Consider the following 17,491-nt stretch of genomic DNA (forward strand, 5'->3'; position numbering starts at 1 on the left):
ATTGGGGGAATCCGACCGGTCGACACGTAGGCGAGCCGGAGACGGAATCCCCATCCATCGTGAATCATCGGCATCGGGGAAGCATTCGCTTCAACCCAAAAACGAGGCGGGACTGCCTCGCAACTCATCGAAGCGAGGCAAGGCCCCGATCGTCGCGTGCCGCGTGGAGGATGCCGGCACGCGATTGAGCCGCTGACTACTCTGATCGATACGCTCATCCGTAGAGCTGATTCGCCCGACCGTAGGTGATCTTCGGGGCCTTGATGCGCCCGCCCGAGATCTTCTCACCGATCGGGTCGACGTAGACTCGTCCGGGCTTGCGGGAATTCTCAGGGTTCGTGTCCATGACGTGGATGTTGAAGATAAAAGCCGTTTCGCTTTGGGCGGTGAACCAGTGGACGTTGTCTCTGTGATCAGAAATCGTTGAATATTCGCCAGGCCGGAAAGTGCGATCTATGCTTGGCTGGATGATGTAGTGGTCGTCATTGTCCTCGATGCGGTCGTAGTTGCGTCCCCGCAGGTTGCCGCTGAGCACGAGAAAGCCGGTCGCCATGTTGTCATGCCCGTGCGGAATCACCGATCGACCCCGCGACATGGCGAAGATCTGACGTCCGAAGACGAGTTCGGTGGGAAGCCCCGAAACGTTCTTGAAGTCGACGGGCAGGCTACGCGCGCCCTTGGCCGGGAAGTTGACCCCGGCGGCGATGCGATCGAAGTCGAGGGTCCGCAAGAGCGCGGGCAGGTCGACACGCGAGTACAACTCCTCGAGCGACTTCTGGAATTCGAGATCCTTGACCTTGTGATCGTGGACGTCTCGGGAGATCGATTCGAGCTCCTTGAACCAGGCGTCGACGATCGGGCGGGTGTCGGCGCCGAAGAGTCGGTGTGCCGCCAGCCCTTCGATGAGGGCCAGGGCCGTGAGGGACCGCAACGCGTCGCGCGTGAACTCTCGCCGGGTTTCGATGGGCATCGGGATACTCCGGGCTCGTAAGTCGCGATTCTTGATGGGGACGACCTCTGTCGTCGAGCATAGTCCCGGCCGGTCGACGCCGCCAGTCAGGGCCTCGAGTCCACCCCGAAATGACCAGGGCACACGCACCGATTAAAACGGTGAAATCAGTGCGCAAAAATTTATGGCTCCCTCGTCTTCGTCAGGTTTTCCGCGGCCCATCAAAACTTTGTTGCGATCTTGACTTCCCGTTGTGTTCAACGTGAATTCAACCTACCATACGATAGGAAAGATATGTCAGCAGGGCTCACACTGGAAACGTCTCGGGGGACCCCGGCGGTGATTGGCACGACCCTCAACCATCGTTTTTCCCTGGAGAAGGAATTGGGCCGAGGGGGGATGGGTGCCGTCTTCCGTGCGACGGATCAGGTCCTTCAGCGCGCGGTCGCCATCAAGGTCCTCAAGGACGGCGGTACGCCAGAACTCGCCAAGCAGATCCGCCTTGAAGCCCAGATCCTCGCCCGCCTGCTGCATGACAACGTCGTCCGACTCTATGACTTCGGCGAGTACGACGGCACCTCCTTCCTCGTGATGGAAGAGGTCGTCGGGACGAGCTACCTGAAGCGCTGGCGCGAGGTGAGCCTGATCGAGCGGCTCAAGATCATCGCCCAGGTCGCCGAGGCGCTCGACTACGCCCATCATCAAGGTGTCATCCACCGCGACGTCAAGCCCGGCAATGTCCTGCTGACCACGGCCAACCAGGCCAAGCTCTCGGACTTCGGACTCTCGACCACGGAAGAATTCGTGGATGACACGAAGACGATCCGGGGCACGCCTCATTATATGAGCCCCGAGCAGGCGCAAGGGAAACGTCTCGGGCACCTCACGGATATCTATTCGCTGGGCATCATGCTCTACGAGAGCGCATCGGGGAGCGTCCCATTCTCCGGCAACTCCATGGCGGTGATCTCCCAGCACGTCAGCGCCCAGCCCGATCCGCCCCGGTCCAGGAACCGAGAGATCTCCGAGAGCCTCCAGGGGCTCATCCTGCAGATGATCTCCAAGGATCCCAAGAATCGACCGACCTCGGGCAAGGCCGTCGCCGACGCGATTCGGGAGGAGATCCGCCGCGAGCTCAACGAGTCGCAGGGGTTCCAGTTGAATCCCTCGGCCCAGTCCAACGGCTCGGCCCTCGCGCCGACGCAGCAGATCACGGCCTCGAGCGTCCCGAAGGTCAGCCCTTCGCCGGTGGCCGCGACGGTCGCGATCCCCGACTCGGTCCCGGCCATCTCGTCGAAGGCGCTCACCGACGTGGCCCTCGCCAAGCAGATGCTGGCGAGCGTCCAGTCCGACCCGGTCATCCTCGGCCCCGAAGAGCGATTCCTCTGCGGCCACTACCTGGCGTACTTGCTCGGTGGCTCCCGTCGCCTGGGGATCCTCCTCCGACGCCCGCTCGACCCGAAGAACGCCGATCGCGCCCGGCTCGTGCTAGCCATGGCCTACGTCATGGCCAATGACGGCTCCGAGGAGTCGATCGCCCACGCGGCCCGACTCCTGGAAGCTCGCATTGATGTTCGACCTTCGATGAGTCCGGTCGTCGTCGCCAAGTATCTCGCCTTCCGGGATACGGCCGCCAAGCGCAAGAAGCTGAGGCAGTACCGGAATCAGGTCCTTGAGCTGACGTCGTATGCCCAGAAGAACATGATCGACGCCAAGGGTATGCTCAACCCGGGCCTGATCCCCGCGAATTACGACGACCTCCGCAAGCTGGCTCCCGAAAGGACCGAGGTCGACGATCAGCTCGTCGCCCGCTGGAACCGCGTGGCCGAGGTTTGGCGCCAGGATCCCAAGTTCCGCAACGCCGTCCTCATCTACGCGACGCGCAACGCGGCACGCGACCCGGCGAGCTTCGAGATCTGGCCCGAGGTCGTCTATCCGCTCATCGAGCGGGCGCGTTGGCAGCGACGGCTTCGCACCACGACCGAGGCCGTCTGGGACAACGTCTGCGAGCGGATCCTCCACGTCCCCGACGCCGGGGTCCGCATGGATCGGGCCATCCGCGCGGCGGTGCCGTCGCAGGTCGTGCAGGAGATCGACCTGTCGCTCAACGCCTTCTTCGACGAGCCCCTCATCGACGATGAGCTGGGGAACGACTCGAAGAGCACTTCCGCCGAGCACGTCTCCATCCGGCTCACCCAGGGCGAGGAGACGCTTCGCGAGCTGACCAGCGACATCGATGGGGGGAACAAGGACCTGGTCTTCCTCACCTCCCCCGACCCGCTCCGGTTCATGCTCGGCGACCTCCGCGAGCTCTGGCAGGAGGCCGTCGTCTCCCTGCGTTCACCGGGCTCCAAGGTCGGGCACCGGCTCGTCTCGGTCGGGCCCTATCGCCTGGCGGTGATCCCCTCGATCCGAGGCCGTTCGGCAGGCCAGATCGCGATCCAGGGCATGGCCAACAAGCAGATCGAGATGCTCACCCCCTCGATCCGCTTCGGCGGCTCCCCCAACAAGCCGATCGTGGCGGTCTGGGTGTACGAGGATCACAGCCTCGCGATCGCCTACCTCGACTTCAAGGGGGTCGAGAACTATATCCTCTGGGATTCGGCGACGAATCTTCAGTCCAACTTCTCCGACCCCGCTGCCTTGAACCACGCCCTCTTCAACATCGGGCTCGAGGCCCCTGATCAGCTCGACCGGGCCCTCTCGAAGCGGTTCCGACCACGGAACCCGGTCTGACCTGTTGCGGTCTGACTCGGCCCGACTGGGGCGATGCCTGCCTCACAGGATGAGCATTGCATCGCCGTAGCTATAGAACCGGTACCGCTGGCGAACGGCCTCGGCATAGGCCTCCCTGATGAGGTCGACGCCGCCGAGCGCGCTCACCAGCACGAGAAGACTACTCCTCGGTAAGTGGAAATTGGTGAGCAGGATATTCATGCCCTGGAAGCGATGGCCGGGGCGTAAATAGAGGCGAGTCTCTCCGGCGAACGGCTTTAGCGTTCCCGAGGCGGCCGCCGTCTCCAGGGTCCGAGCCGAGGTCGTCCCGACCGCGACGATGCGGCCTCCGGCGTCACGCCTCGCCTTGATGGTCTCGACGGCCTCCGGTGTTAGCTCGGCCCATTCGGCATGAAGGACGTGGTCCTCGATCTGGTCGACCTCGATCGGACGGAAGGTCCCGATGCCGACGTGGAGGGTTGTGTCCACCAGGGCGATATCTCGCGCCTTGAGCCCCTCGAAAACGGCCTGGGTGAAGTGGAGCCCGGCCGTCGGAGCCGCCACCGCGCCCGGGACAGCCGCGTATAGCGTCTGATACCGGACACGATCCCCCGGCTCTTCCTTCCCTTTGCGGATGTAAGGCGGGAGCGGGACCTGACCGTGCAGCTCTAAGAGCGACGTGGCCGATTCTCCCGACTCGGGACGGACCTTCCAGCGCCCCTCGGTCCCCTTCGACTCGAGGATGAGGCGAAGCCCCTGCCCGACGATGACGGTTTCGCCTTCGATCGGGCGTCCCCGGGTCGTCGCCAGGATTTCCCAGGCTCCGTCCTCTAATACACGGAGAAAGAGCCCTTCCCACTTCCCGCCGGTCGACTCGCGATGCCCAATGATCCGCGCGGGGACCACCTGGGTGTTGTTCCTCACGAGGACGTCACCCGGGTTGAGCAGTTCGGGGAGGTCGCGGAAGGTCCGATGCTCCCAGGTCCCTTCCTGGCGCCGGATCACCATCAAGCGGGCCCGGTCGCGAGGCTCGGCCGGATGCTGTGCGATCAGCTCATCCGGCAGCACGAAATCAAACGCCGAGGTCTGCAATCCACTTCCTCCGAACCGGCTCTCGCGGCGACAATGTCTGGCATATGACTTCCGTCGGCCCGACGGTCGTGAATGACGCGTTCAGGAAGGTTCCGACGCAATTCGATCCTCACCGATTGTAACCTCATCGTGCAACCTCTCGAGCAACGACTCGCCAGGACGTCCCAACTACCCTGGCCCGACGCCCCCATCCCGATCTCGCTGGTGATCACCGACCTCGACGTGGGAGGAGCAGAGCGCGTCCTGACGACGATCGCCCTGAGGCTCGACCGCCGAAGATGGAACCCCTCGGTGATCGCGCTGGCGGGCGAGGGAAAACTCGCGGAGCCGCTTCGCGAGGCGGAGATCGACACCGAATGCCTGGATGTGAATCCGCGGAGGCCGATCCGCGCGATCATGAAGCTCGCCGCAGCACTCAGGCGGCGAAAGCCGTGGCTCATCCAGTCCTTCATGTTCCACGCCAACGTGGCCTCCCGCCTCGCCGCACTCGGTGCCGGGCGTCCGGGCGTCGTTGGAGGACTCCGTGTCGCCGAGCGGGAGAAATCCTGGCACCTCACCCTCGATAGCCTGACGATGCCACTCTCACGCGGCTCGGTCTGCGTCTCCGAAGGCGTGATGCGGTTCAGCCGCGACATCGGGCGTATCGACCCTGGCCGACTCGCCGTCGTCCCCAATGGCATCGATCCGAGGCCTTACGACTCGGCTCAGCCCGTCCCTCGCGCCGACCTGGGCATCTTGGAAGGCGGGCAACTCGCCCTCTATGTGGGAAGGCTCGAAGCGCAAAAGGCTCCCGACATCTTGCTCGACGCGGCCGAGATGGTCGCCCAGGCTTTGCCAGACTGGCACCTCGCAATCGTCGGCGATGGTCCTGAGAGGGCCTCGCTCCAGGAGCGGACCCAGTCGAGCCCCTTGCTCTCGGGCCGGGTCCATTGGCTCGGACGTCGCGAGGATGTGCCCTCCTTGCTCAAGACGGCGGATGTCCTCGTCCTCCCGTCCCTCTGGGAAGGGATGCCCAATGTGGTCCTCGAGGCCATGGCCGCGAGTCGAGCCGTCGTGGCGACCGCCGTGGAAGGGAGCGAGGATCTGGTCGTGCCTGGCAAGACCGGATGGCTCGTGCCGACACGCTCCGCCAGGGATCTGGCCGGAGCCCTTCTCGAAGCGGCAAGGAACCCCGAGCAAACCATGCGATTGGGCGAATCCGGTCGAAGTCGGGTCGAGGCCCATTTCACGATCGAGGGGATGGTCGAGGCCTACGAATCGCTCTGGGCGAGGGTACTCGGTCGAGAGTTCGAGCCGAATCGTCTCAATTCGCATCGCTAAGTACGGATCGCACTCAAGATTCTGCTAAATCGGGAAAACCGGGACGGTCGTAGCAGACGGAGAGGCTTGGGCGGAAAAAGCTCGACCTTGATGACTTATGGGTGGTGATGAGCCAAGTGAGTTCGACCGAATGATTTAGACAGCCCTGGACGCTCACCACCCTCGCATTCCCCAAAACGACTGACTCGGTTAGACTCCGGCAAGTCCAACACCGAGGATACTCGAATGGGGTTGATCCATCTCGAATCCAGATAGTGTCTTAGGGCCATGAGTAGCTTGCATGGCCGGTCAAGGATGATCGGCTGATCTCCGGGAAGGATCCCTCGTTTCATGCGCCAAGGCCGGCCACTACGCCAGCTCATGGGGTTGTGCATGCTCTTCCTGGCGTTCGTGCCAGGTTGTGCAAGCATGCGTCGCAATGCCGCGACCGCCGACCTCAGACCGAACGCCGAAGGATATGCGTACACTTCGGATGGCTGGCGACTTGGCATGCGGCAGATCCGGCCAGCCGTCCCCGACCCGAACAAGCTTCCGGTGGTCCTCTGCCACGGACTGGGTCTGAACGCGACCTTCTGGACGATCACCGACAACCACCTGCCCGAGCAGCTCGCGGCCCAGGGATATGAAGTCTTCCTCGTCGATCTCAGAGGCTCGGGCGAGAGCTCGCGTGCGGGCCGGATTGGTCGGATCAACTCGAAGATCCGCCAGACCTTCCTCCGGGAGTGGGGCGAAGCGAGCTGGAATTGCGACGAGATGGCCTTCCTGGACATCCCCGCCGTCCTCAACTACGTCCAGGCGGCAACGGGACAGTCGAAGGTCAACTGGATCGGCCACAGCCTCGGCGGCATGATCGTCTTCCCCTTCCTGGAGCTGAGTCCGGAACGGGATCGGATCGCCAACTTCGTGGGCATGGGTAGCACGATCACCCTGGCCGAGGCCCCTCAGCGCGACATGCTCCGGGCCAATCGTGGCCTTCGAGTCCTGGCCGCCTTCGTCAGCACAGGTCGGATTTCACGCCCGCTCATGTTCGCGAGGTTCCCCGGGCTCGACCGCATCGACCAGTTCTATTACACCTCCGAGAACGTCGACAAGCGGACCATCCAGCGCTTCTACGGCTATACCATCGAAGACACCGGCCGCTCGGCCCTGAAGCAGTTGGACCCCTACCTCGAGTTCGGCCACTTCCTCTCGGCCGACCGATCCAAGGACTACGCCGCCCTCCTGAATACGGTCTCCACCCCCACCCTGATGGTGGCCGGGGAGTCGGACTGCATGTCCGACCTCCCCTCGACAGAGTTGACGCTGGCGGCGATCGGCTCGGCCGACAAGAGCCTCCAGCGCTACGGCAAACGCGACGGTTACGTGGCCGACTACGGGCACTGCGACCTCGTCTGGAGCCGTTACGCCCCGAAAGAAATCTTCCCCAACGTCATCGACTGGCTGAATCAGAGGCAACCGGCCTCGGCGAGCCATCAGGCTGGCGTCGCAGAGGCCTCACCCACTCCTCAGTTTGCAACCAGCCCTATGCCAAGTCCTCAGATTGAGTTGAAGACGATCCCTCGCCCTGCAGCAGCGCCTTGAAGCAGATCTGAGACCATGTTTCGAAGTCGCCCAGGTTTGCCTCGATCTCCGACAGCGGGATGAATCCCGCCTCGGCAAGCCCTTCCTCGCGTGAGCTAACTCGCGGCTCCTCCAGCGAATACAGGTGAACGACCCCCATATGGACCTGGCCGACGGGGGTCGAGTCATCGTTGATCAGCCCGACGATCCGAATCGACCCATCGCTTTCAACGGCCACCTCTTCATCGATCTCGCGTCGCAAAGCCATCTCGTAGGCGTCGAGCGTGGCCCTGCCGTCGGCGTCTTCTTCGGCGACGTGGCCGCCGACGCCGAACGACCGCTTGCGATGGAGACGGGCCTCGCCCTGCGACTTGCCTCGAGTGTAGCAGAAGACCGAGTCCCCCGAGCGGAAGATGACGTAGGGGATGATCTGCTTCAGGGTCGGGTCTTCCTCGACCTCGGATCGCGGCTTGAAATCGGCAAACTCGGGAACGAGCAGCGTCTGCATGTAACGCTGGGCGTCGTCCGAGAACCCCTGGAACCGGCCGAGTCGATCGAGCTCCGCCGCCGGCACCACCAACACTCGCTCGGAATTTCGGTCGCTCACGTGTCGCCCTCGAGTACGAAGAGGAGACGCGCCGCTCGAGGTTCCCTTGTCCTGGTCGAATTGCTGCGGCGACCCCATGATGCCGGTCGAGCGATGCAACCTCGGCGTCCGCGCTCCGGACTCTTTCATTGTGCGGGCGCTTCGAGGGCCCGCCAACCCGGCTTGCGGATCTCACTCTTACGGTCCTGACGCCTGGCCCGGTTCCACGATCACTCCCACCGCCCAACGAATTGAACCAGGGCATCGGGAACGTCGAAGACCCGTCTCCCGCGAATGGCGTTCGTCGCCTCCTTGCAAGGAACTCGTGACGAGATAGCTGGCCGAGTCTGCGACGACGTACTTGATTCGAGACGCAGCCTACGCCATCATCGGACGCGACGTTAAGGAAGGCTCGGTGCTCGCGGATGCGTTCAACTGCGCAATCGAGGCTTCGGGTCAGGTTTCCGCTCTCTCCCGACTCCGAGCCTGCCGAAGTCGACGCTTCGATCCGAAGCGGTTGGCCCAATCCGGCTTCTCTGGGCTGGAATCCACGCCGATCCGGAACGCGACGCCCCGTCCTCGAGGACTCGCGTCCTTCCCAACGGCCCTTCCCATACCCCCGCGTCTTCGTTCACCCCCCCCTACCCGAAGGAACTACTGATCATGGGACGACGGACAAATCGTCGCGAATTCCTCGCCACGACGACGGCGGGAGGCCTCGGTCTCTGGGTGGCCGGTGGCCATATGCCGTCGCTGGCGGATTCGCCGAACGAGAAGCTGAACATCGCGATCGTCGGTGTAGGCGGCAAGGGTCGCGACCACGTCGAAGACCCCGAGGTCATGCTCGAGAACGTCGTCGCCCTCTGCGACATCGACGACAACTACCTCGCCGGCGCCTCGAAGACGCATCCAAAGGCGAAAACATACAATGATTTTCGCGTGATGCTCGAGAAGGAAAAGGGGATCGACGCGGTCATCTGCTGCACCCCCGATCACACCCACGCCGTCATCACGGCGGCGGCGCTTCGGCTGGGCAAGCATGTTTATACGCAGAAGCCCTTGACCCATTCCGTCTACGAGGCTCATGTCCTCTCAGAGCTCGCCGCCAAGAATCCCAAGCTCGCCACCCAGATGGGCAACCAGGGGCATTCCAACGAGGGGGCTCGCCAGGTCGTTGAGATGATTCGCGCGGGCGTGATCGGCAAGGTCCGCGAGGTCCACGCCTGGACCGATCGCCCCATCTGGCCGCAAGGCCTGGATCGGCCCAAGGACAACCCCGACGTCCCCAAGAACATCCACTGGGACCTCTGGCTCGGGCCGGCACCCCAGCGTGCCTACAACCCCGCCTATCACCCCTTCTCCTGGCGCGGCTGGTGGGACTTCGGCACCGGCGCTCTGGGAGACATGGCCTGCCACGTCGCCGACACCGCCTTCTGGGCCCTCGACCTTCGCGACCCGATCAGCATCGACGCCAAGTCGGAAGGGGCCAAGCCCGAGAGTGCCCCCAAGTGGAGCATCGTGACCTACGAGTTCCCCGCCCGCGGCGAGATGCCCCCGGTCAAGTTCACCTGGTACGACGGCGGCAAGAAACCCCCGATCGAGTTGCTGGACGGGCTCTCACTCTCCAAGGAAGCGAAGTCCAAGGGCAAGACCCAGGTCGACTTCGAGTCCAACGGCTCCCTTCTCGTCGGTGAGAAGGGGACGATCTATCTCGACGACCCCTACGGGTCGAAGTTCAAGCTCCTCCCCGAGAAGGACTTCGAAGGCGTCTCGCCCCCTGCCCCGAGCCTCAAGCGATCCCCGGGCCACATGAAGGACTGGATCGTCGCGGCGAAACACGGCACGCAGGCCTGCTCGAACTTCGACTACGCCTCGGCCCTGACCGGCATGGTCCTGCTGGGCAACCTGGCCATCCGAGCCGGCAAGAAGCTGGACTGGGACGGAGCCAACATGAAGGCCACGAACTGCCCCGAGGTCGATGAGTTCATCCGGCCCGACTATCGCAAGGGTTGGGAACTCTAAGCCGCCACCGATCGACATCCCCACAGCCCGCTCAATCCCATCGGTTTGAGCGGGCTTATTTATTTGATCAACGAACATATCATAAAGTTCAACGTTCATGTCTATTTGAGTATCCGCCAGACTGTTAACCTAAGTCAGAAACGCAGGCTCTTCTTGCGACCAGGAAGTCGGTATTTGTAAGCTAGCTCCGACAACATGCTGGACGCGAAAAAATTGAAGTCGGCCCGATCGAGTTGAGCGACACTCAATGCGATCGATCCCTCTTGTCAGAAATCCGTTTCCATGTTTTTAATCAATCTGCGCAATTTTTGAGGGCGAGGAAACCTGGATCAGTTCCAGGGGTGCGTCCCCACCAATGTTTGATTTACGAACTCCAGTCGGCCGAATACATTGTCGAACGCGTTGGATCTCAAGAATCCTCGGCTCAGGACGAGCCAAATGGGGATGAGCCAGAGGGATCGAGAGGATTTCTGACGTGCCTGGCTCTCAAGAGAGTTACGACCGAGTTGCTCCATCGACGGCAGAGCCTCGCGGATCGATCTGGCGCAGGGATCCGATCGTTCGCGAAGCCGCGTCCGGCCGAGACGCCTCGATCGACGCGCTCCGCGTCCTGGGCATGCTCCTCGTGGTCCTGGCCCACGCCGCCCTGGCGTATGTCGAGATTCGCATCCCCCGCCTGCTCTGGGCCGTCCGTGATCCGTCTTGTTCGTTCACCTTCGACGCGATCTTCTGGGCGAGCGTCGGCGTCGCGATGCCGATTTTCTTCGCCCTCGGGGGCCTCGGCGCCGCCCAGATCTTCGACCGACGCGGGCCGAGGGGATATGCGGAGGACCGGGTAAGGCGCATCCTCGCCCCGTTTCTCGGTGCTGTCGTCGGGGTCTTGCCCATCACGCTGGCTGTCTGGGCGACCGGCTGGCTCACGATGAACTGGTGTACCTGGCGCCAACTCCTCCGACTCCAGTTCCTCCACGAAGTGATCCGCGACCAGTGGCATGGCCCGGCCCATCTCTGGTTCTTGCAGTATCTCCTCCTGATGCTCGCCGTGTATGGAGTCGTGAGGACGAGGGTGGAGCGTCGACATCCGTCCGCCTCCGACCCGTTTACGTCGCGAGCGAATTCCTGGCCCCTCTCGCCCTGGGCTCCGTTCCTGGCGGCTATCCCAACGGTGGCCATCATGGCGATCGGCCATGCCCGTCCAAATATTCAGGTCGATGCCGTTTGTGATCTGCGAAACTCGTTCCTCCCCGACGCCTTCCGCTGGCTGCATCATGCCTGGTTCTTCTGGGTCGGGACCATGATCGCCCGATGCCGTTCTGGTTGGAACCGAATCGGAACGTGGTGGCCGCTTTACCTTGCCGGCGCCGGCCTTGCCCTGGCTTGCCGACTCAGCCTCCTCAAACACGACCTCGTGTTCACAACGACGAGATGGTCCCTGCTCTGGCTGGCGGCGTCCGGGGCATGTTTCGGATGGTTTTCCTTCTTCGGGCTGTGGGGCCTGGCACGAAGGTTTCTGAAACAGAGCTCACCAGTCCTTCGTCAACTCGCAAACGCATCCTATTGGACCTACCTTACCCATTTTCCTTGGGTAGGACTGGCTCAGATCGCTTTACGCAGTTTCGCGTGGAGTGCGGGGGTCAAATTCGCCGCAGTGTCCTTCATCGGGCTCGGCATGAGCGCGGCCACTTATACGGTCTTCGTGCATAACCGACGACTCGGCAGATGGCTCGAAGGTGGGACTGCTACGCGGGTTGCTTCGGCTGACTTAAAGGATTCGGAGCGAGCGTTGGCTTGTCCCGAGGAGCAGGTCGGTTTACGATAACTCGTGCCGACCGCGCGGCCGCGAGGGTCCGCGGCCCTTGTTCCACGGGACTCGATGCCATGCGTAGGAATTCCTATCCACGCTCGTTCATGGCCACGCTTGGCGTGGCCACCATCATCCTTTTTGGGATCGGCGACCGGGCCCAACTCGGTTCCCGAGGCTACGCCGCCGAGGCCAAGCCCGCGAAGAAGGATAGCAACCCCCGGACCCGACCCGCCGAGGTGACTAGCACCCCGACCGTCACGCCGAGCGAGGCGAAGCCGGGAGAGACCGTCACCTACCAGGTCAAGTTCAAACTTGAGCCGGGTTGGCACATCTACAAGTTTGGCAAGAAGCCCTTCGGCGATGGCGCGAGCCCCCGCAACACGACGTTCGACTTCTTCGATACCGCCGGCCTCAAGCTCTCGGGCGAGTGGAAGTCGGAGAAGGCTCCGATCGCCAAGCGTGAACCCCTCTTCGATAACGCCTTGATCGAGTTCTTTGAGGACGAGGCAACCTGGTCGATCAAGCTCCAGATCCCCGAAGGGACCGAGCCCGGCAAGAAGAGCCTGCGATGCCAGGCCGGCTACCAGATCTGCAACGCCAACAGTTGCAAGCAGCCCGGCCAGTGGACCCTTCCCGCCGTCGAGTTAACCGTCCTTCCCGCCGACGACAAGTCGTCCGCCGCGCCTGCCGCTGCTCCGGCGGCGCCGGTTGCTTTGAACGAAGGCCCTTCCACGGGCGACGCCCCGAAGCCCGAACCCAAGCCCGAGGAAGCGAAGGACAAGCCGGCACCGCCAGCCGAGACCCCGGCCGCTCCCGTCGTGGCCGAGAATCCGGCGGCCCCCGCTCCGTCCCCTGCCCCGTCCGAAAAGCCCGCGGCCCAGGCCTCGGAAGCGACCACCGCGAAGGCCGAGATGCCGGCCACTCTCCCCACGACGCCTCCCGCCGCTCCGGCCGAAGTCGCCAAGACGGAGGCCCCAACTCCGGCCGAACCCGCGAAGAGCGTCGCGAAGGTCGAGGAGCCCATGCAGCCGACCCCGGCTCCAGTTCCGGCTGCAACGACGGCCACCGTCGAGCCTCCTTCAACGCCAACGGCTCCCAAGGCGGAGGAGCCCAAGCTCGCCGTCGCCGAGACCACGACCACGTCTAAGTCCTCCTCCGAGGACGCCTCTTCCAGCGTGGCCAGTTCGGCCGGACCCACGGCAACTGCGGAAAAGGCCAAGAAGTCAGCCCCTATTACCGAGGTGGCTCGCGAGGCCGAAAAAGGCCTGATCCCGTTCCTGTTGATGTCGGCGGGCGGCGGGCTGCTCGCCCTGGTGATGCCGTGCGTCTGGCCGATGATTCCCATCACGGTCAACTTCTTCGTGAAGCAGGGGCATAAGAACAAGGGCAAGACGACCGGCCTTGCCGTCGCCTATTGCCTCGCGATCATCGGGATTTTCACCTCGGTGGGCGTCCTCGTCTCCTTCTTCTTCTCCGCGACCGCCCTCCAGAACCTCGCGAACAATCCCTGGCTGAACGTCGGGGTCGCTGCCCTGTTCCTGGCCTTCGGCCTGAGCTTGCTGGGTCTCTTTGAGGTCCGCCTGCCCAATTTCCTCCTCAATGCCTCGGCTCAAGGCGAGAGCCGCGGCGGCCTGGTAGGCGTGATGTTCATGGCGACGACCCTGACCATCACGTCGTTCACCTGCACCTTCCCCGTCGTCGGCGGCCTGATCGTCATGGCGGCGGGTGGTCAGTTCTTCTATCCGATCATCGGCCTGGCGACCTTCTCGCTGGTCCTGGCGCTCCCGTTCTTCCTGCTCGCCCTGGCCCCGGGCCTGCTGTCCAAGATGCCCAAGAGCGGCGACTGGATGAACACGGTGAAGGTCGTGGGCGGCCTGATCGAAATCGGCGCGGCCCTGAAGTTCGTCAACACGGCCGAGCTCGGCTTCGGGACCGTCCCCGAAGACGCCTGGTTCGATGCCTCGGTGGTGCTGTCCGCCTGGGTCGGCCTCTCGCTCGTTTGCGGCCTTTACCTGCTGGGCGTCTTCCGCACCGACCACGATCATGACGAAGTCAAAGTCGGGCCCGGTCGCCTGGTTATCGGCTCGCTGTTCCTGGCCCTGACACTCTTCCTGGCGCCCGCTCTCTTCGGACGGCCCCCCAAGAGCCCGCTCTGGGACCTACTGGTCGGGATCCTCCCGGCCGACGTGGGCGACCTCGAGGCCGCCCCTCCCGCGGTCGCCACCACGGGATCTGACTCCGAAGGAGGCGAGGCGAAGGCCAAGTCCAGCGACCCTGACACCGCCGAACGCGAGCAGAGGTCGGTTCATGGCGTGGCCTGGGGCATGAGCCTCGACGCGGCGAAGGAAAAGGCCAAGTCGGCGGGCAAGCCGGTCCTGATCGACTTCACAGGCGTCAACTGCGTGAATTGCCGCAAGATGGAGCAGACCGTCCTGCCCCGACCCGAGGTCGTCAAGCTTCTCTCGCAGTTCGTGACCGTCCAGCTTTACACCGATATCGTCCCCATTAATTCGATCAAGGTGGAAGACCGGGCGGAACTGGCCGAGCGCAATCAGAACCGCTTGCTCGATCTGGCCAATGAAACGACCAACCCGTTCTACGTGGTATTGGATGCCGAGGGCAAGGTCCTCGCATCGAAGGGGGGATATGTCTTCCCGGATCGTTTCGTGAAGTTCCTCGAAGACGCGCTGACCAAGTATGCCTCGGCGAAGCCCGAGGAAAACGGGGCGGTCGCCCAGGCCCCGATTCACAGGGACTGAACGACATCCGCTAACGACAAAAGGGCACGAGTTCGGCCGAACTCGTGCCCTTTTGCATTTCCATCGAGATGGCTATCTCACACCTTTCCCAGGCGTCGACGATTCGCAAGAACCAGTTCCGGGTCGTTCACGGGGTTTAAGGGGGCATTGCCACTCAGGACCCCGAGCACGTCCTCGACGACTCCCGTCGCCATGTTGCGAAGGCCCTCATCAGTCTGAGCCGCGCTGTGGGGCGTGAGCATGACGTCGGGCCGGCCGATGAGCGGATGACCGGGCGGGGGCGGTTCGACCTCGAAGACGTCGCCGCCATAGCCCCAGAGCCGCTTCTCGTCCAGGGCCTTCGCGACCTGGGCCTCGACGACGACGGGGCCTCGGCATGCGTTGATGAGAATCGCGTCGGGACGCATCAGAGCCAGCGAGTCGGCGTTGATCATGGCGCGGGTCGACGTGTCGAGCGGGACGTGCAAGGTGACGTACTCGCAGTTGCGCAAGACTTCCTCGAAGCTTGCCCGGACCGCGCCAGCCTTGGCTTCGATATCTTGGGGGGCGGCGATGATGTCGTGGTAGAGCACCTTCATGCCGAAGGCGGTCTTGGCGACCTCGCCGACGCGCCGCCCGATCCGGCCGAAGCCCACGATCCCGAGGGTTCGACCCTGGATATCCCGGCCCATCATCCGGGTCCGTGCGTGGTAGTCCCCCGCGGCGAGGGCCGACATCATCTGCGGGAAGTGCTTGGAGAGGCCGATCATCATCGCGAAGACGTGCTCGACCACGCTCTGCGTATTGGCCCCCGGCGTGTAGACGACCTGGATCCCGCGTTCGGTCGCCGCCTCGATGTCGATCTGGTCATAGCCGACGCCATGACGTCCCACGACCTTGAGTTGATCTCCCCGGTCGAGGAGCGCCGCATCAACGATCCCGCCCGTCCTTATGATGAGCCCGTCGACGCCGACGATCTCGCGCTGGAGGGTCTGGGGATCGGTGCCCGACGCCATCCTCAGCTCGGCCGACTCGCGGAGAATCCGCATCCCCGATTCGTGCATCTTGGTCAATGAGAGAACGACGGGACGCTGAGCCATTGCGTTCGCTAAGCCTCGTTAAGGATGGGGTGCGACTGGCGGGGCAAGCTAGGTGCCTTTTGTGGAAAGACACACTCGTTGCCCTTCGATATGGAACCAGGCTACCACAACCCGACGCGGGCGCGATAGCATGGCCCATGCCGCGTGGGCGCCGATGGGTGAACACTTCGCTCGAGTCGTCGCATCGACTCGCGGGACAAACTGCATCCGGCACCAACCCTTTCGACGAGACATGGGGTCTACGCAGGTCCGCCTTCCTTCATGAGAAAGTCTTTGTCTCCCGGATCTATTGATTTCATCCCATGAAGACGATAAAGACTTTCGATGAGAGATTTCGCGAGCCTGGTTCGTGGTGGATCGCCCTGGGATTCGTCGTGCTGTTGGGAATAGTGCTGAGGATCGCGATCGTCTCCGGGGATATCGGCAAACTGGAGGATCCGGACAACTACCTCAAACTCGCCCGCTCGCTCTTCGACGGTCGGGGATTCTCGCTGAAGGGGCGACCCACGGCCTATCGGCCTCCCCTCTACCCCATCGTGCTGGCCCCCCTGGTCGGCGGCCTCGGCACACATTTGCCCCTCGGAATCGCGACGCTCCACGTCCTGATCGGCGGGGCCACCATCGTCGCCACCGGCTGGACCGGGAGGCGTTGGAGGATGTCCCATCACGCGTCACTCGCCGCGGCGTTCGTGGTCGCGGCAGACCCCGTGCTCGTCTCCCAGGCGCGGATGGTCATGACCGAGACCTTCGCCGCGTTCCTGGTCGTCGCCACCCTGCTGGTGAGCACGTTGCCCGGCCTACGCGGAGCGATGTTCGGCGGGATGGGATTCGGGTTGGCCAGTCTCTGCCGTCCGAGCCTCCTGCCCGCGGCGTTCCTCGCAGCGTTTGCCTCGGTAATGCTAGGGCCCGGTTCTCGAAGGACCCGCCTTGGCCGAGGAGCAATCCTGGCCGTCGTCACGCTGGCCACGCTCTCCCCCTGGGCCTGGCGGAACGCCCGAATTTTCGGGGAACCGGTCTGGACGACAACCCACGGCGGCTACACCCTGGCACTGGCCAATAATCCCGTCTATTACGATGACGTGCTCAACGGGCCACCGGGCACGGTCTGGTCGGGGCCAAATCAGCGGGATTGGTTCGTGAAGACGAATCAATTCGTTGCGGGGCTCGGCGAGATTGAGGCCGACCGCCGACTGCGAGGCGCCGCCCTGGCGATGATCAAGGACCGGCCGGTTGATTTCTGCCGGGCATCCATGTCCAGGTTGAGCCGATTCTGGGCGATTGCACCTGCGGGGGCCGTTTATTCCTCGAAATTGAGGTGGATCACCACGCTCTGGACCTTGCCGCTCTGGATTTTCCTGATCCGGGGGACGTTACGCAAGGAATCATGGTCATGGCCGCAAATCATGGCCGCGATTTTCATTCTGACACTTACGGGCGTGCATCTCTTTTATTGGACCGATCTGCGGATGCGTGCGCCGATCGTGCCCGCGATTGCCCTCGTCGCGGCCCTCGGATTGCCTCAAAATAGGAAAGCATCGAGCGATAAGTTGGGGTGAAAACCCATGGTCATTCATCATGGAAAAAAAATTCAAATTCCTCGCGGAT

At 63.3% G+C, this 17,491-nt stretch carries 11 protein-coding genes; 7 read left to right on the forward strand and 4 right to left on the reverse strand.

The features are described 5' to 3' along the window. Nucleotides 1-214: 214 nt before the first annotated feature. The gene (locus tag ACOYYX_RS32350; protein ID WP_422926790.1) at nt 215-970 is read right to left on the reverse strand and encodes a hypothetical protein; all 756 of its coding nucleotides are present in this window, start codon (nt 968-970) and stop codon (nt 215-217) included. A gap of 318 nt (nt 971-1,288) precedes the next feature. On the opposite strand from ACOYYX_RS32350, the gene ACOYYX_RS32355 reads away from it, so the two are divergent. Further along, nucleotides 1,289-3,685, forward strand: coding sequence for a serine/threonine-protein kinase (locus ACOYYX_RS32355; protein WP_422926791.1), 2,397 nt, complete (start codon nt 1,289-1,291; stop codon nt 3,683-3,685). Between the two features lie 42 nt (nt 3,686-3,727). On the opposite strand, the gene queA is transcribed toward ACOYYX_RS32355, so the two are convergent. Further along, on the reverse strand, nt 3,728-4,756 hold the full coding sequence (queA, locus tag ACOYYX_RS32360; protein WP_422926792.1) for a tRNA preQ1(34) S-adenosylmethionine ribosyltransferase-isomerase QueA: 1,029 nt from the start codon (nt 4,754-4,756) through the stop codon (nt 3,728-3,730). A gap of 129 nt (nt 4,757-4,885) precedes the next feature. On the opposite strand from queA, the gene ACOYYX_RS32365 reads away from it, so the two are divergent. Further along, nucleotides 4,886-6,076, forward strand: coding sequence for a glycosyltransferase (locus ACOYYX_RS32365; RefSeq protein ID WP_422926793.1), 1,191 nt, complete (start codon nt 4,886-4,888; stop codon nt 6,074-6,076). 330 nt (nt 6,077-6,406) lie between these two features. Then, nucleotides 6,407-7,657 (forward strand): alpha/beta fold hydrolase, encoded by a 1,251-nt coding sequence (locus tag ACOYYX_RS32370; protein WP_422926794.1) that lies wholly within the window; start codon nt 6,407-6,409, stop codon nt 7,655-7,657. Here the strand turns inward: ACOYYX_RS32370 and ACOYYX_RS32375 are convergent. Next, nucleotides 7,599-8,243, reverse strand: coding sequence for a phosphoesterase (locus ACOYYX_RS32375; protein ID WP_422926795.1), 645 nt, complete (start codon nt 8,241-8,243; stop codon nt 7,599-7,601). The two genes, ACOYYX_RS32370 and ACOYYX_RS32375, sit on opposite strands and share 59 nt — an antisense overlap. Before the next feature lie 642 nt (nt 8,244-8,885). Here ACOYYX_RS32375 and ACOYYX_RS32380 point away from each other — a divergent pair. The 3 genes from ACOYYX_RS32380 (at nt 8,886) to ACOYYX_RS32390 (ending at nt 14,807) form a co-directional block, all read left to right on the forward strand. After that, complete coding sequence (locus ACOYYX_RS32380; RefSeq protein ID WP_422926796.1) at nt 8,886-10,244, forward strand: Gfo/Idh/MocA family oxidoreductase; 1,359 nt, start codon at nt 8,886-8,888, stop codon at nt 10,242-10,244. Between the two features lie 475 nt (nt 10,245-10,719). Further along, nucleotides 10,720-12,063, forward strand: coding sequence for an acyltransferase family protein (locus ACOYYX_RS32385; RefSeq protein WP_422926797.1), 1,344 nt, complete (start codon nt 10,720-10,722; stop codon nt 12,061-12,063). Nucleotides 12,064-12,122: 59 nt separating this feature from the next. Continuing rightward, nucleotides 12,123-14,807, forward strand: coding sequence for a thioredoxin family protein (locus ACOYYX_RS32390; RefSeq protein WP_422926798.1), 2,685 nt, complete (start codon nt 12,123-12,125; stop codon nt 14,805-14,807). Nucleotides 14,808-14,884: 77 nt separating this feature from the next. Here the strand turns inward: ACOYYX_RS32390 and ACOYYX_RS32395 are convergent, their stop codons facing one another. Continuing rightward, nucleotides 14,885-15,835 carry a hydroxyacid dehydrogenase gene (locus ACOYYX_RS32395; RefSeq protein WP_422926799.1) on the reverse strand — a complete coding sequence of 317 codons (951 nt, stop codon included), beginning with the start codon at nt 15,833-15,835 and terminating at the stop codon, nt 14,885-14,887. Nucleotides 15,836-16,188: 353 nt separating this feature from the next. On the opposite strand from ACOYYX_RS32395, the gene ACOYYX_RS32400 reads away from it, so the two are divergent. Continuing rightward, on the forward strand, nt 16,189-17,442 hold the full coding sequence (locus ACOYYX_RS32400; protein ID WP_422926800.1) for a dolichyl-phosphate-mannose-protein mannosyltransferase: 1,254 nt from the start codon (nt 16,189-16,191) through the stop codon (nt 17,440-17,442). Nucleotides 17,443-17,491 lie beyond the last annotated feature (49 nt).

The organism is Singulisphaera chitinilytica, assembly GCF_049331405.1.
In the GTDB taxonomy this organism is placed as follows: domain Bacteria; phylum Planctomycetota; class Planctomycetia; order Isosphaerales; family Isosphaeraceae; genus PoT.